This window comes from Salinicola halophilus (genome assembly GCF_003206155.1).
GTDB classification, from domain to species: Bacteria; Pseudomonadota; Gammaproteobacteria; order Pseudomonadales; family Halomonadaceae; genus Salinicola; species Salinicola halophilus.
The window spans coordinates 1,146,808-1,163,998 of record NZ_PZJV01000001.1 but is presented as its reverse complement, the minus strand read 5'-3'; the positions used below and the strand labels follow the sequence as shown (position 1 = coordinate 1,163,998).

At 65.5% G+C, this 17,191-nt stretch carries 16 protein-coding genes; 8 read left to right on the top strand and 8 right to left on the bottom strand.

Annotated elements, in window-relative coordinates; translation table 11 throughout:
* The first annotated feature begins 207 nt into the window (after nucleotides 1-207).
* Complete coding sequence (locus DOM33_RS05235) at nucleotides 208-786, top strand: DUF2076 domain-containing protein (protein ID WP_204352608.1); 579 nt, start codon at nucleotides 208-210, stop codon at nucleotides 784-786.
* Between the two features lie 128 nt (nucleotides 787-914).
* On the opposite strand, the gene DOM33_RS05230 is transcribed toward DOM33_RS05235, so the two are convergent.
* Entirely contained in the window at nucleotides 915-1,721 is an 807-nt protein-coding gene (locus DOM33_RS05230) for an AraC family transcriptional regulator (RefSeq protein ID WP_110666447.1), read from the bottom strand.
* Nucleotide 1,722: 1 nt separating this feature from the next.
* Nucleotides 1,723-2,340, bottom strand: a complete 618-nt coding sequence (locus DOM33_RS05225) for a LysE family translocator (protein WP_162617896.1) — start codon at nucleotides 2,338-2,340, stop codon at nucleotides 1,723-1,725.
* A 226-nt stretch (nucleotides 2,341-2,566) separates the two neighbouring features.
* On the opposite strand from DOM33_RS05225, the gene DOM33_RS05220 reads away from it, so the two are divergent.
* The 4 genes from DOM33_RS05220 to DOM33_RS05205 all read left to right on the top strand — a co-directional run bounded on the left by DOM33_RS05220 (nucleotide 2,567) and on the right by DOM33_RS05205 (nucleotide 7,168).
* A complete protein-coding gene (locus DOM33_RS05220; RefSeq protein WP_162617895.1) occupies nucleotides 2,567-4,300 on the top strand; it encodes a DUF748 domain-containing protein in 1,734 nt (577 codons plus the stop codon).
* A complete protein-coding gene (locus DOM33_RS05215; protein ID WP_110666443.1) occupies nucleotides 4,290-4,658 on the top strand; it encodes a GFA family protein in 369 nt (122 codons plus the stop codon). The genes DOM33_RS05220 and DOM33_RS05215 overlap by 11 nt, the downstream gene beginning before the upstream one ends.
* A gap of 254 nt (nucleotides 4,659-4,912) precedes the next feature.
* Nucleotides 4,913-6,604: a putative bifunctional diguanylate cyclase/phosphodiesterase gene (locus tag DOM33_RS05210; protein WP_110666441.1), complete on the top strand. Its 1,692-nt coding sequence runs from the start codon at nucleotides 4,913-4,915 to the stop codon at nucleotides 6,602-6,604.
* Between the two features lie 126 nt (nucleotides 6,605-6,730).
* Entirely contained in the window at nucleotides 6,731-7,168 is a 438-nt protein-coding gene (locus tag DOM33_RS05205; RefSeq protein ID WP_110666439.1) for a BLUF domain-containing protein, read from the top strand.
* A 46-nt stretch (nucleotides 7,169-7,214) separates the two neighbouring features.
* Here DOM33_RS05205 and DOM33_RS05200 read toward each other — a convergent pair whose 3' ends face one another.
* A complete protein-coding gene (locus tag DOM33_RS05200; RefSeq protein WP_110666437.1) occupies nucleotides 7,215-7,478 on the bottom strand; it encodes a type B 50S ribosomal protein L31 in 264 nt (87 codons plus the stop codon).
* A 326-nt stretch (nucleotides 7,479-7,804) separates the two neighbouring features.
* Here DOM33_RS05200 and DOM33_RS05195 point away from each other — a divergent pair, with 326 nt between their 5' ends.
* Nucleotides 7,805-8,110: a hypothetical protein gene (locus DOM33_RS05195; RefSeq protein WP_110666435.1), complete on the top strand. Its 306-nt coding sequence runs from the start codon at nucleotides 7,805-7,807 to the stop codon at nucleotides 8,108-8,110.
* Nucleotides 8,111-8,129: 19 nt separating this feature from the next.
* Here DOM33_RS05195 and arfA read toward each other — a convergent pair whose 3' ends face one another.
* The 3 genes from arfA to DOM33_RS05180 all read right to left on the bottom strand — a co-directional run bounded on the left by arfA (nucleotide 8,130) and on the right by DOM33_RS05180 (nucleotide 12,004).
* Nucleotides 8,130-9,641 carry an arabinosylfuranosidase ArfA gene (arfA, locus tag DOM33_RS05190; protein ID WP_110666433.1) on the bottom strand — a complete coding sequence of 504 codons (1,512 nt, stop codon included), beginning with the start codon at nucleotides 9,639-9,641 and terminating at the stop codon, nucleotides 8,130-8,132.
* 140 nt (nucleotides 9,642-9,781) lie between these two features.
* Complete coding sequence (locus tag DOM33_RS05185) at nucleotides 9,782-11,266, bottom strand: MFS transporter (RefSeq protein WP_162617894.1); 1,485 nt, start codon at nucleotides 11,264-11,266, stop codon at nucleotides 9,782-9,784.
* 459 nt (nucleotides 11,267-11,725) lie between these two features.
* Nucleotides 11,726-12,004 (bottom strand): hypothetical protein, encoded by a 279-nt coding sequence (locus tag DOM33_RS05180; protein ID WP_162617893.1) that lies wholly within the window; start codon nucleotides 12,002-12,004, stop codon nucleotides 11,726-11,728.
* A 486-nt stretch (nucleotides 12,005-12,490) separates the two neighbouring features.
* Between DOM33_RS05180 and DOM33_RS05175 the strand changes: the two genes are divergently transcribed.
* Nucleotides 12,491-14,065 carry a BCCT family transporter gene (locus tag DOM33_RS05175; RefSeq protein WP_110666428.1) on the top strand — a complete coding sequence of 525 codons (1,575 nt, stop codon included), beginning with the start codon at nucleotides 12,491-12,493 and terminating at the stop codon, nucleotides 14,063-14,065.
* Between the two features lie 109 nt (nucleotides 14,066-14,174).
* Here DOM33_RS05175 and DOM33_RS05170 read toward each other — a convergent pair whose 3' ends face one another.
* The gene (locus tag DOM33_RS05170) at nucleotides 14,175-15,389 is read right to left on the bottom strand and encodes a TraB/GumN family protein (protein ID WP_110666426.1); all 1,215 of its coding nucleotides are present in this window, start codon (nucleotides 15,387-15,389) and stop codon (nucleotides 14,175-14,177) included.
* A 139-nt stretch (nucleotides 15,390-15,528) separates the two neighbouring features.
* On the opposite strand from DOM33_RS05170, the gene DOM33_RS05165 reads away from it, so the two are divergent.
* Nucleotides 15,529-15,918, top strand: a complete 390-nt coding sequence (locus DOM33_RS05165; protein ID WP_110666425.1) for a DUF2784 domain-containing protein — start codon at nucleotides 15,529-15,531, stop codon at nucleotides 15,916-15,918.
* Here DOM33_RS05165 and sstT read toward each other — a convergent pair.
* Nucleotides 15,915-17,183, bottom strand: coding sequence for a serine/threonine transporter SstT (sstT, locus tag DOM33_RS05160; protein WP_110666423.1), 1,269 nt, complete (start codon nucleotides 17,181-17,183; stop codon nucleotides 15,915-15,917). The two genes, DOM33_RS05165 and sstT, sit on opposite strands and share 4 nt — an antisense overlap.
* Between the last annotated feature and the right edge of the window lie 8 nt (nucleotides 17,184-17,191).

The following is a 17,191-nucleotide window of genomic DNA, read 5'->3' as shown; positions in this document are numbered from 1 at the left end:
ACTCTATGAAGTGTGGCTATCCAGCACGCCCGGGAAGCACGTCGACTCAGTCCATGCACGAGATTCGCTGAGTACGTCCGTGAAGTCGCTCCATGAAGCACGTCCGTGAAGTGCGGGCTCGCCGCTGGAACGTAACCCCCGGCGACGGGTCACACGATGAGCCGGCGGATGTGCCGCCGGCGCGGATTCACTCGAGAGGTGATGACGATGGCGATGAACGACGAAGAGAAGCGCCTGATCGATGGGCTGTTCGACCGGCTGGAGCAGGCCGAGCAGGAGACCGGCGAGCGCGACCCGCAGGCCAGCGAGGAGATCGAGCGGCGCGTGGCGGCGCAGCCGCATTCGCCGTACTACATGGCGCAGACGATCATCATTCAGGAAGAGGCGCTCAAGCGGCTCAATGCGCGGGTCGAGGAGCTGGAGCGTAACCCCCAGCCGCAGTCCAGCGGCGGTTTTCTCGCGGGGCTATTTGGCGGCGGCAATCAGAGTCGCGGTGGCGTCGATGAGCGCGCCCGCCGCACGCCGCCCGATAACTCGGGTTTCGGCAACGCCATGCGCGCCGGTCGCGGCGGCGGATTTCTCGGCGGGGCGCTGCAGACGGCCGCGGGCGTGGCCGGCGGCGTACTGCTCGGCAACATGCTGATGGACATGTTCAGCGGCGGCGAGCCGGGCATGGAAGAGGACATGGCGGCGCAGGACACCGACTTCCAATCCGATGAGCAACAGGGCTTCGACGCCGGAGCCGATGGCGGTCTCGACGACTTCGGCGACGACGACTTCCTCTGAGTTTTCCGCCGGCGGCGCCTGCCGCCGGCGGCTCCGTAGCGTTCGGATTGTCGTCATGTCGGTTCGCGACCCGCGACGCCTCTAGCGTGCCTACCGCCTGCCGTGATCCATTTCGCGCACTTCGCGCCTCATCCCTGAGACAGTAGCGCCCGCCACCGCGAGGGCGTGACGCCGAACGCCTGCTTGAAGGCGCGGGTCAGATGGCTCTGGTCGGCGAAGCCCGCCGTCAGCGCGGCCTCGCTCAGGCCGCTACCGCCGGTGATCAGGCGGCGGGCGAAGTCCAGCCGGCGCAGGGTCAGGTAGCGATAGGGGCTGGTGCCGAACAGGGCGCGAAAGTCTCGCGTCAGAGTCCAGCGCGGCTGGCCGGCCAGGCGTTCGAGATCCTCGAGCGTCACCGGGTGGCGATAGTGGTGTTCCAGATAGTCTCGGACTCGCGCCGCGGCCAGACGGTCGGGAGTGACGCGGGATCGCTCGCGCCGGGCGTCGCCGCTCGCGTCCAGCGCGGCGGCAAGATCGATGAGGCCGTTCTCCTCCTCGAGCGGGGTGAGCGGCGCATCGAGCGAGCAGAGTAGCCCGCAGACGGCGCGGCGCAGCGCGTCGTTCTGGCTCAGCCCGCCGCTCACGTAGGGCAGCGGGCGGCCGTCGAGGGCGGTCTGGATCAGCGCCGGCGACACGTAGAGCATGCGGTACTGAAAACCGGTGTCGCCGCCGGCGTGGCCGTCGTGGAGTTCGTCCGGGTGGATCACGATCACCGTACCCGGCAGGCTGCTGCGGTGGCCGTGGCGATAGTGAAAGCTCTGCACCCCGGAGAGCGTGATGCCGATGGCGAAGGTGTCGTGGCGGTGCGGGCTGTAGGCGTGGCCGTGAAAGCGCGCCTCGAGCCGGTCGATGCGGGTGGCGGGAGCGACGACACACCAGTCGGTAGCGGAAGTCATGTCACCTTGCCTGCAGGAGAGGGAGTCCGTAGTCGTAGAGCAGCAGTCCGGCGACCACGACCAGCAGCAGTGCCATCGACCGGTTGGCGTTGCGCAAGTATCTAGGCTGCGTGATGCGCTTGCCAAGCGCCTTGCCCGCCAGGAAGTACGTCGCCGGCGCGCCGCCACCGCCCGCGGCAATCAGCGCGGAGACGGCGACGATCGCAAGGCCGGTGTAGCCGCGCCCGGGAAACATCACCGTGGTGATGGGAATCACCAGCAGCGAGTTCTTGGGGTTGAGCAGCTGCATGAGAAAACCGTCGCGAAAACCCAGCGCCGTGGCGGCGCCGTCGTTGGCGGCATCGGCGACATCGATCTCCGGCGTGGCGCGGTAGACCTTGAATGCCAGATAGAGAATGTAGAGGCTGCCGGCCAGCGCGATAGACGGAATCAGCCGCTCGACGACGAAGAGCTGCCCGGCGAACCCCACCACCACGAACCAGCAGAAGATCGCCAGCGCCACGCCAGCGAAGAAGCCCCAGGTGCTGGCAAGCGGCGCGCGCAGTCCGGCGTTCATTCCCAGCAGGTTCACCGGGCCTGGGGTGTACATCACGGTGAAAGCGTAGAGCAGGATGTCCATGGCGGGTCTCGTCGGTATGGCTTGATTGATCGATTGACTGATCGATCGGGCGAGCAGATTAGCGCCGGCCGACGAGGGCGGTCTTGAACGATCCTGCAGCGCGGCTGAAGCCCGCCCGACCGGTGGCCGCGACGTGCCAACGGGGGCTTGCGTGCTATGCTCGCGGCAACTTCGCCGACGGCGCTGAACGCCGTCGGCCCGCCCAATCGATGCCATGGAGTGTGTCATGTCTACCTCTGCTCGCCGCGGCAGTTTCGCGGCGCTAGCGGTCATCGCCGTGCTGGCGCTGGCACTGTATTTCGCCGGTCCCTGGGTACTGCGTCACTGGGCGCAGAACCACTTCTCTCAGACGCTGGGGCAGCCCGTTCGGTTGAGTCACTTGAGCTTCAACCCGTTTACGAAGACGGCGCACTTTTCCAACCTGCGCGTGGGGGAGGCAAAGACGCCGATGATCTCGGTGGGCCACGGTGAGGCGGTATTCGAGTGGTCGACGCTGTGGCAGAGCGGCGTCCATCTCGCCCGCGTCGAGCTGGATTCGCCGCGGCTGCATCTGGTGTCGCCGGCGGAGGGCGACCTGAACGTCACTCGTCTCGGGGCCGACGACTCGGCGCAGGATGACGCCACGCAATCGTCGGGCGACGATGCCGCTCAGTCGTCGAGCGATGACGCGTCAGAATCGTCGAGCGAGACATCGTCGCTCACCGTGGCGCAGCTCGAAGCCAGCGACGGTCGCCTCGATTGGATCGACCGGCGCGGCGAGACGGAGGCCTCGGTATCGGCGTTCGGTATCGATCTGTCGCTGGAAAACTACGCCCGGGGTAGCGACACGCCGATGCAGGGCGAGATGCGCGGCGAGCTCGGCGACGGCACGTTCACGCTGACTGGCCGCTTCGGGATTTCGCCGTTCACCGGCGATCTCGATCTCGAGGCGGACGGCGTCGCCCTCGCCATCGTCCAGCCCTGGCTCGATCAGGCCGCGGCGCTGCGTGTCGAGAAGGGCCGTATCGGCGGCACGGGGCACGTGAACTTCGGCGAGGCGGGAACGCTTGGCTATCAGGGTGGGCTCGAGCTGAACGCCGTCGCGCTCCAGGACGCTGAGGGCGCGGCGCTGTTCTCGCTCGATCACGGCGGTTTCGAAGGCGTCGACTGGCAGCTCGGCGATCATCTGAGCGTCGATGACGCGACATTGCGCGCGCCGGATCTGACCGCGCAGGTGAGCCCGCAGGGGGCTCTCAATCTCACCGCGGCGCTTGGCGACGAGGCGCAGGCGTCCGGCGGGGAGTCGTCCGGCGAGGCGTCGTCCGATGGGGCGAGCGCGAACGGCGACACCGGCATGCCGCTGGCGCTGGGTCAGTTGATGATCGAGCAGGGGCGATTCCAGTTCGAGGATCGCCGCATGGACCCGGTCGTCGCGCTCGACGTCACCGACATCGAAGGCGAGATCGACGCTTTCGCCACGCGCAGCGACGAGCCGGCACGGTTTCGATTCGAGGGGGCAGAGAGCGATGGCACGCCGGTCACGCTCAAGGGGCGTATCGGCTTCAACGATCCGCTCAAGGCCCATCTGCGGTTACTCAGCCGTCAGCTGACACTGCAGCAGTTCGCGCCCTATCTGCGAAAGCTCGCCGGCTATCGCATCGAGTCCGGCATCGCCGATCTGGATCTCGACTATCACCTCGACGGCGAGCGTCTGAGTGCGCGCAACCATATCGTGCTGCACCGGCTGGATCTCGGCGAAGAGGTCGACGCCAGCGAAACCTCGCTGCCGCTCAAGAATCTGGTGGCGCTGCTGCAGGGAGAGTCCGGCAAGATCGATCTGGATATCCCCATCGATACCACCATCGACGGCAGCCGCGTGGATGTCAGCGTCGTCGTCTGGCAGGCGGTGACCGAGTCGCTGGAGAACCTGCTCACCTCGCCCGTCGATACGCTGCAGGCGGTGATCAACAGTGGCGAGTGACGCTCAGGCGGGCATCGAGGCGCCGACGCTGCAGTGCCGGTGCGACTGCGGCAACGTGGTCATCGCGGCCCGCGTTCCCGAGAGCGTCACGATCTGTGACTGCGGAATCTGTCGGCGCTATATGGCGCTCTGGGCCTACTATTCGCCCGACGAGGTCTCGGTCGGCATCGGGCAGGCGGGCGTCGATCTTTGGCAGCGCAGCGACCGCGTGGTCGATTTCGTGCGCTGTGCCCGCTGCGGCTGCGTCACTCACTACTGCACGCGGCCAGGAGACCCGGACCCCGTGGTCGCCATCAACTGCCGGCTGGCGGAGCCGGCGTGCTGCGATATCCCGGTACGCTACGTCGCCAACGCCTAGCGTCGATCGATGGCCGCCGGTCGAACGATATCGCTCGGTCAATGTCGCTAAAGTCATGGCGCTCGATCCCACCATGGGCTTCGATCCAAACCAGGGCGCTCGATCGACGGTCGCCCGAAACGCGCGCGCCGCGAATGGCTATGCTATCTGAAGAAAACTTTGGAGATTATCGTCAAGACGCCGATAGCAGACGGTAGTGCCGGTGATGGACCGCTACCCGGCAACGGCGGGTAGACAGGGATGTGAGGACCGAAATGACGGATCATGCAGAACAGGACGCCAGCGGGACGCGTGTGGCATGCGCGACGGGGAAGGAGCTCGAGAGCGTGGCCTGCGCCCGGCTCGAGCAGGCCGTGCGCCACGGCTCGCTTGCCGTGGCGCTGATCGATCGCGAAGGCGCGATTCTCGATGCCAATCTCGCTTTCCAGGCACTCCTGCCCGATCAGGCGCTCGAGGGGGCATCGCTGCGGCTGCAGTCGCTCTTCTCGCCGGACGACCCGCGTCTCGCGACCCGCCTGGGTAGCGACGCCGCCGGAACGATCCGGCTGGAGCACGAGCGCGGCGTGCTGGCGCTTAGCGTGGGGGCACGTCAACCCGAAGGGCGCATCGTCACGCTCACCCCCTTTCTGGATCCGCCCCGGGGGGAAGAGGCGGCGCGTGATCCGCTGACGGGGCTCGGCAACCGCGTCGCGCTCCAGCGCATTCTCACGCAGTGGCAGGGGCAGGCCGAGACGGACGCGGCGCGAGTCGTGCTGATGATCGATCTCGACCGTTTCAAGCAGGTCAACGACACGCTCGGCCATCCCATCGGCGACGATCTGCTCGTCCATGTGGCGCGGCGCCTGGAGCGAACGGTCGGGCAACCCGGCACGGTACTGCGTCTCGGCGGCGACGAGATGATGGTGGTCTATCGCGACGACGACTATCCGGTACACACCGAGCAGCTGGCCAAGCGTATCGTCACGCGCCTGGCGCGCACCTTCCTGATCGGCGGTCATCAGATCGACATCTCGGCGAGCGTCGGCATCTCCCGTTTCGATTCCAGCGAGGGCGACACGTCGCGGCTGCTCATGCATGCGGATCTGGCGCTCTACGCTGCCAAGTCCGCCGGGCGGGATCAGTATCGCTTCTTCGAGTCGCACCTCGAGGAGGCGGCGCGGGCACGGCGCGAGATGGAGGTGCGACTGCGCCGGGCGCTGGTCCGCGATGAGTTTCGGCTCGTCTACCAGCCGCAGGTGAGCCTCGAGGATGGTTCGGTCTCCGGGTTCGAAGCGTTGATTCGCTGGGAGACCGAGGATCGGGGGGTCATCATGCCCGCCGAGTTCATCGAGCTGGCCGAAGAGATCGGCGAGATCCACGCGATCGGCGAGTGGGTGATTCGAACGGCCTGCCGGGAAGCGGCTGGCTGGGAGGAGGGCTACAGTGTGGCAGTCAACGTCTCGCCGCTGCAGTTCGAGAGCGGGCGGCTGATCGAGATCGTGCGCTCGGCGCTGTCGCAGAGCGGGCTGGCCCCGCAGCGCCTGGAGCTCGAGGTCACCGAAAGCGCGCTGATCGACAAGACCCGCCAGATTCTCACCCAGCTTTGGACGCTGCGCGAGATGGGCGTCTGCATCGCGATGGACGATTTCGGCACCGGCTACTCGTCGCTTGGCTACCTGCGAAGCTTTCCCTTCTCCCGCCTGAAGATCGACCAGTCGTTCGTCGGCGGTACGCCGGACGACCAGTCTCGGGCGCTCGTCGACGCCATCCTGCTTCTCGCCCACGAGCTGGGCATGACCACGATCGCCGAAGGCGTGGAGACCGAAGAGCAGCACGCGATACTGACCCAAAGCGGCTGCGCCCGGGCGCAGGGGTATCTCTTTGCGCCGCCGATGCCGCCGGAAGCGATCGTCAGCTACTGCGCCGGCGTCGCCAGGCAGCTCGCCATCCGCGAGATCGATGACTGACCGAGTGGCCATGGCAGCGCCGCGAGTCGGTCATGGAAGCGCCGCGAGTCGGTCATGGAAGAACCGGGGGTCGCCTCTCGCCGATGCCCGCGGAGATTTAGACAGAAAGAGGTTGGAGAGCCAGTCATGCCTGAGCGCCTACGCAAGCTCGTCTATTTGAGCCATGCGACGATCGAAGACGATGTCCATACGCTGACGCCCACGATCGAGGAGATTCTCGCGACCTCGAGACGCAACAATGCCAGAGCGGAAATCACCGGCGCGCTGATGTTCAATCACGGCTATTTCGCGCAGGTGCTGGAGGGGACGCAGCGCGCCCTGGAGGCGACCTTCGAGCGCATTCAGATGGACGAGCGGCACAATCGTGTCGCGATACTCGCCTACGACGAAGTCTCCCACCGCGTGTTCGAAAGCTGGTCGATGGGCTGGGTCGGCGACGTGGAGACCGAAAGCGCGAACGCCTTCGCCACGCTCTCCGAGAAAGCCGATCAGCAGACCCGGGAGATCGCCGGTGAGCGAATCTACGCCTTGCTGCACCGGCGGCTGCGCGAAGGCGGGATGTGACCCCGTCCACGAGCCAGAGCGCCGAGTCTCGCTCGGCGCGCTGACGTCACTTGCGGCGGGCGGCGGCGACGCTGCCGAAGCGGCGCTGGAACTGCGCGGCGCGGCCTTCGGTGCCGACTTCGCGCTGCTTGCCGGTATAGAAAGGGTGAGACGCCGAGGAGATATCCAGATTGACCAGCGGATAGGTGTTGCCGTCCTTCCACTCGATGGTCTCGCTCGAACTCATGGTCGAGCCGATCTTGAAATACGCGTCGACGCTGCTGTCGTAGAAGATGACCTGGCGGTAATCGGGATGAATGCCGTCTTTCATGCTGCCTCCTGAATCCATGATGTAGGCGTCGGGCGCCTCGATTTTTGTGATGTTATCACATATCTAAAATAGCGCACGTGTGGCGATGCAAAGCGCCGATTCGTTCGCAACCGGGCGGCGTCGAACGCCAAGAGGATGAGACGTCCGCTTTCGCCAGAACGAGCGCGACCCAGCCCCGCGAGGGGGGCCGACCCGAAGAGGCCGACCGTCGTATGTCGGCTGCCGTGCAGGGCTGACGGGCCATGAAGAGGGGATGTCGGCCAGCGAATGCGCCGACCGATATCGATCCGGTATCATGCCGCCCTCATCTCGCACGAGCAGCCCGCATGCACAACGTCTACGTCCCTGTCATTGCCATCGTCGTCGCCTTCGCGGCCATCTTCGGGTTCCAGGCCTTCAACGAGAGTCATCTCGACGACGATATCGCCCACCGTATCGCGGCGTCTCTGGATACCGGCGCCAGCGTCGGCATCGAGGCCATGGAGTCGGTGCAGAAGGGTTACGGTTTCTGCGGGACTTATATCGTCGAAGGGCGCGATGCGGCCCCCGCCCCGTTCTACTACAGCAAGGTCGACGAGCGCGTGGTCATCGACACCGACGCCCGCGAGTTCCAGAACCACTGCATGGACTGAGCGCTGCGGGCGTCCGCCATCACGACGTGCGTAGTCGCAGGCAGTGATAGCTCAGCGGGGCGACCTTGCCCTGGAGCGAGTTCGTATCGACCTCGAGGCCGCTTCCCGGGACCGGCTGGATGCGCTCGGGGTGGCCGGCCTCATTCACGGCCTTGAGATCGTCGCCACGCAGAGTTTGGTGCTCGACGAGCGCCAGACGCTCGAAGCCGAGTATCTCGGTGTCGAGAGCGAGGGCCTCGTCGGGATGGCGGTTGACGATGAAGAGCGTCACCCAGCCGCCCGATTCGTCGTGAACTGCGCTGATGTCGAGATAGGGCACTTCGCCCACGTCGCTCGCTTCGTAGGTGGGGCTGTCGACCGCGAGCCGCAGCGCATTGCCCTGGCCGTAGCGCGAGGCAAAGTAGAGCGGATAGAAGATGCTCTGCTTCCAGGCAGCGCCCCCTTTTTCGGTCATGATCGGGGCGATGACGTTCACCAGCTGCGCCATGCAGGCGATCTTGACCCGATCGGAGCGGCGAATGAAGGTGTTGAGCACGCAGCCGATCAGCAGGGCATCCTCCAGGTTGTAGATGTCCTCGAGGATCGGCGGGGCGAAGGGCCAGTCGTCTCCCTCCAGCACCTGACGGTCCCGCTCCTTGCTGTGATACCAGACGTTCCACTCGTCGAAGCAGATATAGACCGACTTCCGGGAGCGCTTCTTGGCCTTGATGTAGTCGATCACGCCGCCGATGGAGACGATGTACTGATCGACCTGCTCGCTCAGCGCGAGATAGTCGCCGAGGTGATCGCTGTAGTTGGTGAAGTACATGTGCAGCGAGATGTAGTCGACGGTCTCGTAGCACTCGTCGAGCACGCTCGCCTCCCAGCTCGGGTAGCTCTCCATGTAGGGATTGGAGGAGCCGCACGCCACCAGCTCGATCGATCGGTCGAACGCCTTCATCGCCTTGCCGGTCTCGTGCGCGAGATGCCCGTACTCCGCCGCGCTCTTCTGGCCGATCTGCCAGGGGCCGTCCATTTCGTTGCCCAGACACCAGAGCTTCACATTCCAGGGCTCGCTCCGACCGTTGGCAATACGTTGATCGCTCCAGGCGCTCCCGCCGGGGTGATTGACGTACTCGAGAAAATTGCGCGCGGCGTCGATCCCGCGCGAGCCGAGATTGACCGCGAGCATCATCTGGGTGCCGGCCTTGGTGGCCCAATCGGCGAATTCGTGGATGCCGATCTGATTCGACTCCCGGCTATGCCAGGCCAGATCCAGGCGCACCGGCCGCTGATCGCGCGGGCCGATGCCATCCTCCCAGTTGTAGGCGGAAACGAAGTTGCCGCCCGGGTAGCGCACCATCGGCGGCGCGAGCTCCTTGACCAGCGTCAGCACGTCCTGACGAAAGCCGTCCTCGTCGGCGGTGGGGTGCTCGGGCTCGTAGATACCGCTGTAGATCGCCCGGCCCATGTGCTCGAGAAAACCGCCGTAGAGGCGCGGGTCGATAGGGCTGATGACGTAGTCGCGGTGCAGTGTGACACGGGCTTGCATGGTTGCCTCCTGGGGATCGAGAAGTCGCTGCTCGATGGCGAGCGGTCAGGCTCGAAAGAAAGGTTGGGGGGGAAACTCGAGAGCAAGGCCGGGCGGGACGGCGCCGCCGCCCGGCGAGACAAGGGGTAACGCCACTTCGCTCAGACGGGTTGGCCTTCGGGCGGGACCTCCCCGTTTTCTCGGCGGCTGTCGAGATCGCGGCGAATGTCGTCCATCTGGCGGTCGTCGAGCCCGAACCAGGCGATCAGGGCCATCAGTATCGCGATGATGCCGGCGGGAATCAGCGTCAGCATCAACGAGATGGCAAGAATCGCGCTCTCCGTTTGCTGCTCGACGCCCGCCTGATAGCCGCCCAGCGACAGCAGCAAACCGACGAGTCCGCCCGCGACCGCAAGCCCCACTTTGAGGAAGAACAGGTTGCCGGAGAAGGAGAGAGCGGTGTTGCGCTCGCGGGTTTTCCACTCGCCGTAGTCCTCGGCGTCCGCCATCAGCGACCAGGAGATCGGCGTGCCGATTCCGTGGATGAAGTTGATCACGGCGAAGAAGAGCGTCGTCACCAGCGCCCAGTCGTGGGGAACGAAGAAGAGAGCGACCGACCCCAGCGCCATGACCCCCGAGGCCGTCATGTAAACGCGGCGCTTGCTGAACCGATTGGTGAACCAGGGCGATATCAGCGAGCCGAGCATCTTGCCGACGATGGCCGCTGTAATGAAAAACGAGATGGCGCCGGCATCGAGCATCAGGACATAGGTCGCGAAGTAGATTGCCGCACCCTGGCGTAGAAAGAACTGAAGTGCCTGCAGGAAGGTGATGCCGAGAATGATGAGCCAGCGCTCGTTGCGCACCAGCGCCTTGAGCGACGCCCAGAGCGGTTTTCGAGTCTCGTCGATGGGCACCACTCGCTCGCGGGTCGTCGCGAAGCAGAAGCCGAACATGCCGAGCGCGATCACGCTCATCAGGCCCATGGTCAGTTGAAAGCCTCGCGCCTCGTCGCCGCCGCCGAGCAGTTCCACCAGCGGCAGGAGCGAGGCGGTCAGAATCAGATACGCCACGCCGGCAAAGAAGAAACGGTAGGACTGGAACGAGACCCGCTCCTTGTGATCCGACGTCACCACACCGCCGAGCGAACAGTAAGGAATGCTGACCGCGGTATACAGCAGCGACATCAAGAAATAGGTCGCGAAGGCATAAACGATCTTGGCGGTCTGGCCCCAATCCGGCGTGGTGAACAGCAGGAAAATCGAGATCGCCAGCGGTATTGGCACGAGCAACAGATAGGGGCGGTACTTGCCCCAGCGGGTGCGCGTGCGGTCGGCGACGTATCCCATCAGCGGGTCGGTCACCGCGTCGACGATACGCATGGTGATGAAAATGACCCCGACGATCGCCGGCGAGATGCCGTAGATGTCGGTGTAGAAGTAGGAGAGGTACATGACCACGGCGGCGAAACTCATGTTGCAGCCGGCATCGCCCATGCCAAAACCGATTTTTTCCTTCAGGCCGATCGAGGGCCGTGTGGCGCCTGCGCTGTCGTCCCCGCCGTGTGGCGCGCCGGTTCCTGCGGTCGATGAACGACCATCCGCGCTACGCCCGCTGCCTTCCCATTCGAGTGTTTTCTGAGCCATGACGACCTCCGCTAGAGAGCGGCGCAGCGACCCGGGGAGACATCGCTCCTCTACTTCGTCGGCCGGTCGCGCCATGACATCGACGCTATAGAGCGTCTTTAGCCGCCACTAATAGCCTATCGTCGGCGGGTGATATGCATTTGGTTATTACCGAGCCTGAGTAGCCGTCAGGGTGAAGGTCGTGAGTGGATTGACGGTTTTCGAGCTAACTAAAGTCGAGTCGAATTAAGACCAATGTCGGCCCGGGTTCGTCACTGACGCGCGTGAGAGAGTGGATTGGGCGCAAGGCCCGGCAAAGAAGGAACGGAGAAGAGCGCAGGTCCAGGAGCCACGACAGAAATGGGCCACGAAGAAGAGCAAGGCAAAGGGTAGGGGATAGGCGCTCGACGATTGAAGAAGCCGGCGGTGGATTGCCGCCGGTTCAGCGATCGTGATGGTGTCGAAGAGAGGCCTCTCAGATCAGCACTGCTGGAAGCGTTCGATCCGCATTCGCACGACATCTTCGGGGCCGATCAGCTCGTTGAGGTCGTTCTCCGTGAGTCCCAGATGGGTATGGCCCCTCGCGATGGAGGTATAGGTTTCGCCTTCGCGAAGCGCCTGCTCCACGAGTAGCGATAGCTCCTTGCGGTCGTGCAGCGAGGCCGGGTCGAAGCTCTGCCGCGAGCGCTGTAGCTGATTGGCTTTCTCCTTGCGGCAGCGTCTGAGCAACTCTTCGGTGATGAAACTCGAACTCTTCATGTTGCCGATCTCCTCCAAAGGGGCCATTCGAGGCTAAGCCGAAGCGCCGAAGAGCGGCTATCAATCTTTGGGCGTAGATCGCATATCGGGGCCTGGAAAAAGCGGACGGGGACGTCGCTTATCGACGACACGCGGCTCGCCGGCCCCCATCGAGCGTGCGTGAATCGGCCGCGGAAGGCCGTCGCGAGATCGGCTAAGTGGCTATCCTCAAACGCGAAACGCCCGGCCGGCTCGCGGTATCGGCTCAGGCCTCGCCGTCGCTGTCTGTCTGACCCTCGCATGTCGCGCCTTCGGCCCGGGTAAGACTTATTGACGAAGCCGAGCGGGCGTCGTTCGTGCCGTCCCTTCCGCTATCCGCCAGGGCCTGGCGCTTTTTCACGTCGCGGCGAGGGCGTCGAAAACGGCCGTCCGATGGCAGTTCCATTTGCCGAGACGCGCATGTCGCGGTAGGGTGGCGCGCTTCATGCCTCAAGAACCCCCCTCAATATGACCTCCGATACCAATGCGCCATCTCATACGGGTGGCCGTTTTGGCGATCCCGTCGTGCTGATCCTGACCATCGGTTTCATCCTGCTGTTTCTGGGTGGATCAGCGATTGCACCGGACACCGTTGCCGATCTGATCGACGTAGCCTTCACCTGGTCCGCCAAGACCTTCGGCTCTCTGTTTCAGATATTGATGCTGCTGACGTTCTTCATCGCCCTGGGCGTTGCGTTTTCGCCGGCGGGGCGGGCGCGGATCGGCTCGCTCGACCGGCCGGACATGAGCACTTTCCGCTGGGTCTCGATCATTCTCTGCACGCTGCTGGCGGGCGGTGGTGTCTTCTTCGCCGCCGGCGAGCCGATCTATCACTTCGTGGTCACGCCGCCGGCCTTCGATACCCAGCCCGGGACCGCCGAGGCGATTCCCAACGCGCTGGCGCAGGCGTTCTTCCACTGGGGGTTCACCGGCTGGGCGATTCTCGGCACGCTGCCGGCGACGATTCTCTCGTACCAGCACTACCACCGCGGCATGCCGCTGCAGCCGCGCACGCTGCTGGCACCGCTGCTGGGTGACCGGCTCGTCCGCGGACCGCTCGGCGGCGTGGTCGATGCGATCTGTGCCGTTGCCGTCACCGCGGGAACGGTCGGACCGCTCGGCTTTCTCGCCACGCAGGTGAGCTTCGGTCTGCACGACCTGTTCGGTTTCCCGCGCGGCTACAATATTCAGCTGATGATCCTGATGGGCCTCGGCGCCATCTACGTCACTTCCGCGGTGACCGGGATCGACAAGGGCATCCAGATACTCAGCCGTTTCAACGTCGGGCTGGCGATCGCCATCGGCGGGGTCATTCTGCTCTTCGGCCCGACCCAGTTCCTGGTCGATAGCTGGTTCCAGGGCTTCGGCAGCTATCTCGATAATTTCTTCGCGCTCTCCGCGATGACCACGGTCACCGCCTCGCCGGACTGGATGAAGTGGTGGACCGTGTTCTTCTTCGCCTGGTTCGTGGGTTTCGCGCCGCCGATGGCGATCTTCGTCACGCGCATCTCGCGCGGCCGTACGGTGCGCGAGATGATCGTCGCTACCGCCATTCTGGCACCGGTCGTCACCACGGTGTGGTTCACGCTGCTCGGCGGCTCGGGCATCTTCTACGAGCTCAACGGCGTGATCGAACTCACCGAACCGCTGAAGAACTTCCAGTTCGACATCGCCACGCTCACGGTAGCCCAGGCGCTGCCGGGCGGCGTGTGGATGGCGCTGGCGATTCTGGTGCTCACGACCATCTTCGTCGCCACGACCGGTGACTCGATGAGCTACGCGGTCGCCGTCGTCTGCGCCGGCAACGACAGCCCCGGCTCGCTGCTGCGCGCCTTCTGGGGCATCACCTTCGCGGCGATGGCGGCGATTCTGCTCTACATGGGCGCAGGCCAGGTGAGCGTGCTGCAGCAATTCGTGGTGATTCCTGCCGTGCCCGTGGCGATCGTGCTGGTGCCGACGCTCTGGCTGGGGCCGAAAGCCGCCTACGCCATGGCGCGGGAGCAGGGTGTACTGCCGGAGAAGGTCTCGAGCGCGGCTACCTGAACCGCCCGCCCGATGGCGCTCGAACGTCGTGCGCTAGTCGAAACGACAACGCCCCGGTGGAGCGATCCACCGGGGCGTTGTCGTTCTCGCGGGTTTGGCGAGCGTCGTGTCAGCCAAACAGCTGCCCGGCGATGCGCAGCCCGGCGACCCAGGTGGCGACGGCAGAGCCCAGCGTCGAGAGCAGAAACACCAGCAGCGTGCGAGCGACGCGGTTGCGCCACCAGCCGCGCCAGTGGCCGACGTCACGGCGTAGCTTGGAGAAATCGCCCACCGTGGGCCGGCGCAGGTAGAGCTCGGCGCCAGCGGTGACGAAGCCGACGCCGATAGTCGGGTTGAGAGAAGTGAGCGGGGCGGCGACGAAGGCCGCGAGTATCGTCAGCGGATGGGCGAGGGCGACCGCCGCCCCCAGCGCCGATAGCGTGCCGTTGATCAAGACCCATTCGGCCACCAGCGACCAGCCGAAGCCTGCGTCGCGGCTGAAGCCGATGGCGAAGCCGGTGAGCACCAGCGCGACGATGACCCACGGCAGCGCCTTCCACCAGCGGGACTTGGGCGCCGTGGTCTCCAGCGCCTGGCGCTCCTGACGCGCGGTATCCGGCGCGATCGGGGCGGTGTCGAGTTCGCGCAAATGCTCGGTCATGCCCTTGAGATGGCCGGCGCCGACGACGACCAGCACCCGCTGGCTGCCGCCGTCCGGTAGCGTCTCTACCAGCTTGAGCGCCATGTAGCGGTCGCGTTCGGCGATCAAGGGTTCATACAGCGACTGCGACTGCTCGGCGAACTCGGCGAAGGTCGACTCCAGCACGTCGCCCTCCTTGAGCTTCTCGATCTCCTCGCTGGAAACCTTCTGGCGCGACAGCACGCTACCGAGCAGTCCCGAGATCAGGCCGGCGCGCTTGTACCAGGGCACGTTCTGGTAGATTCGCTTGAGCGTGGTGCCGATCTCGCGGTCGATCAGATAGAGCGGGACGCCGGCGCGCTCGGCGCCCTTGACCGCCGCACGCATCTCGGCACCGGGCTCGACGCCGGACTGCTCGGCGACGCGCTGCTGAAAGGCGCCGAGTGCCAGGCTCGCCGCGACCATGCCAGCCTTGCCCTGCTTGAGCACCTGGAAGAGATCCATCTTGGCCATCGCGTTGGGCGATACCAGGCTCTGATGGCGCGAGGCGCAGAGCTCGATGGCGACGGCATCGTACTCGCCGGAGCGGATCATCTCCGTCACTTCATTGGCGCTGGCTTCCGAGACGTGGGCGGTGCCCAGCAGGGTCAGGCGATGGGCGGCGAGCTCGGCGGTTTCACGCGGGCCCTGAGTGGGGTCGGTCATGGTGTCTCGCTGTCAGAGGGGCCGACGACGCGAGTGGCGTCGAGACGAGGGTGGGCGGATTATCGCGAAAGCGCCGGCGACGGACAAATCCGCCGTCGATGCGACGGTCAAAGGGCGCGCAGCCCGACGGGAGATATCGATGCTCTATCGCGTGACGGCAGATGCGGTGCTGATCCTGCACCTCGCCTTCATTCTCTGGGTCCTGATCGGCGCCCTGGCGGTGTGGCGCCGGCCGTGGCTTGCGCTGCTGCACTTGCCGGCCTGCGTCTGGGGCACGCTGGTCGAACTCAACGCCTGGCTCTGCCCGCTGACGCCGCTGGAGAACCGGCTGCGCCAGCTCGGCGGCGAAGCGGGTATCGGCGAGAGTTTCATCGCCCACTATCTACTGCCGATCCTCTACCCGACGGGACTGACGCCGGCCATCCAGTGGTGGCTCGGCGTCATCGTGGTAGGCCTCAACGGGACACTCTACGCCGCAATGCTCTATCGCCAGTGGCGGCGGCACACGGGACGGCGGCGCCAAGGCTAGCCCTGGGCGGGCTCGGCGTGCGTATCGGCCCCGGCGTCGTCGCCCAGACGTCGCTTGGCCCCCGGCGAGCGGCACGCCGCGGCGGTGAACAGCACGTCGGTCGAGGAGTTGAGGGCAGTCTCCGTGGAGTCCTGCAGCACGCTGATGACGAAGCCGACGGCGACGATCTGCATCGCGACGTCGGCGGAGATGCCGAACAGGCTCGCCGCCATCGGGATCAGCAGCAGCGAGCCGCCGGCCACGCCGGAGACGCCGCAGGCCGCCAGTGCCGAGACCACGCAGAGCAGGAATGCGGTGAGGAAGTCGACGCCGAGACCGAGCGTGTTGGTCGCGGCGAGCGTCATCACGGTGATGGTGATCGCCGCCCCGGACATGTTGATCGTCGCGCCCAGCGGAATCGACACCGAATAGGTATCGCGGTGCAGGTCGAGGCGTTCGCAGAGTGCCATGTTGACCGGGATGTTGGCCGCGCTGCTGCGTGTGAAGAACGCGGTGATGGCGCTGCCGCGCAGGCAGGCGAAGACCAGCGGATAGGGGTTCTTGCGAGTGTAGGCGAACACGATCAGCGGGTTGGTCACCAGCGCCACGAACGCCATGCAGCCCAGCAGCACGCCGAGCAGATGGGCGTAGTTGGCGAGCTCACTCAGGCCCGTATCGGCGAGCGTATTGGCGACCAGGCCGAAGATGCCCAGCGGCGCGAAACGGATGATGAAGCGCACCAGCCCCGACACCGCGTCCGACAGATCGCCCAGCGCGTTGCGGGTGGTGTCGCCCGCCTTGCGCAGCAGCAGCCCCAGACCCACCGCCCAGGCGAGGATACCGATGAAGTTGGCCTCCACCAGCGCATTGATCGGATTGTCGACGGCGCTCAAGGCGAGATTGCGCAGCACCTCGAGGATGTCCGAGGGCGGCGCGCCGTCGGCGGGTGGAGCGTCGATCGCCAGCGTCGTCGGGAAGGCGAAGCTTGCCACCACCGCCACCAGCGCGGCGACCAGGGTGCCGACCAGGTAGAGTCCGAGCACGCCGTGAACCTGCGTGGGGCGACCGCGCTGATGAGCGGCGATGGCCGCCATCACCAGTACGAAGACCAGAATCGGGGCGATCGCCTTCAACGCATTGATGAACAGGTCGCCGAGAATGGCGAAGGACTGGGCGATGCTCGGTGCCCACACTGCCAGCAGCGTACCGGCGACGATGCCGATGAGAATCTGCGGAATCAGCCCCAGGCGGGGCAGGGATGAACGACGATCGGAACGGGCGGACATGGCGCTCT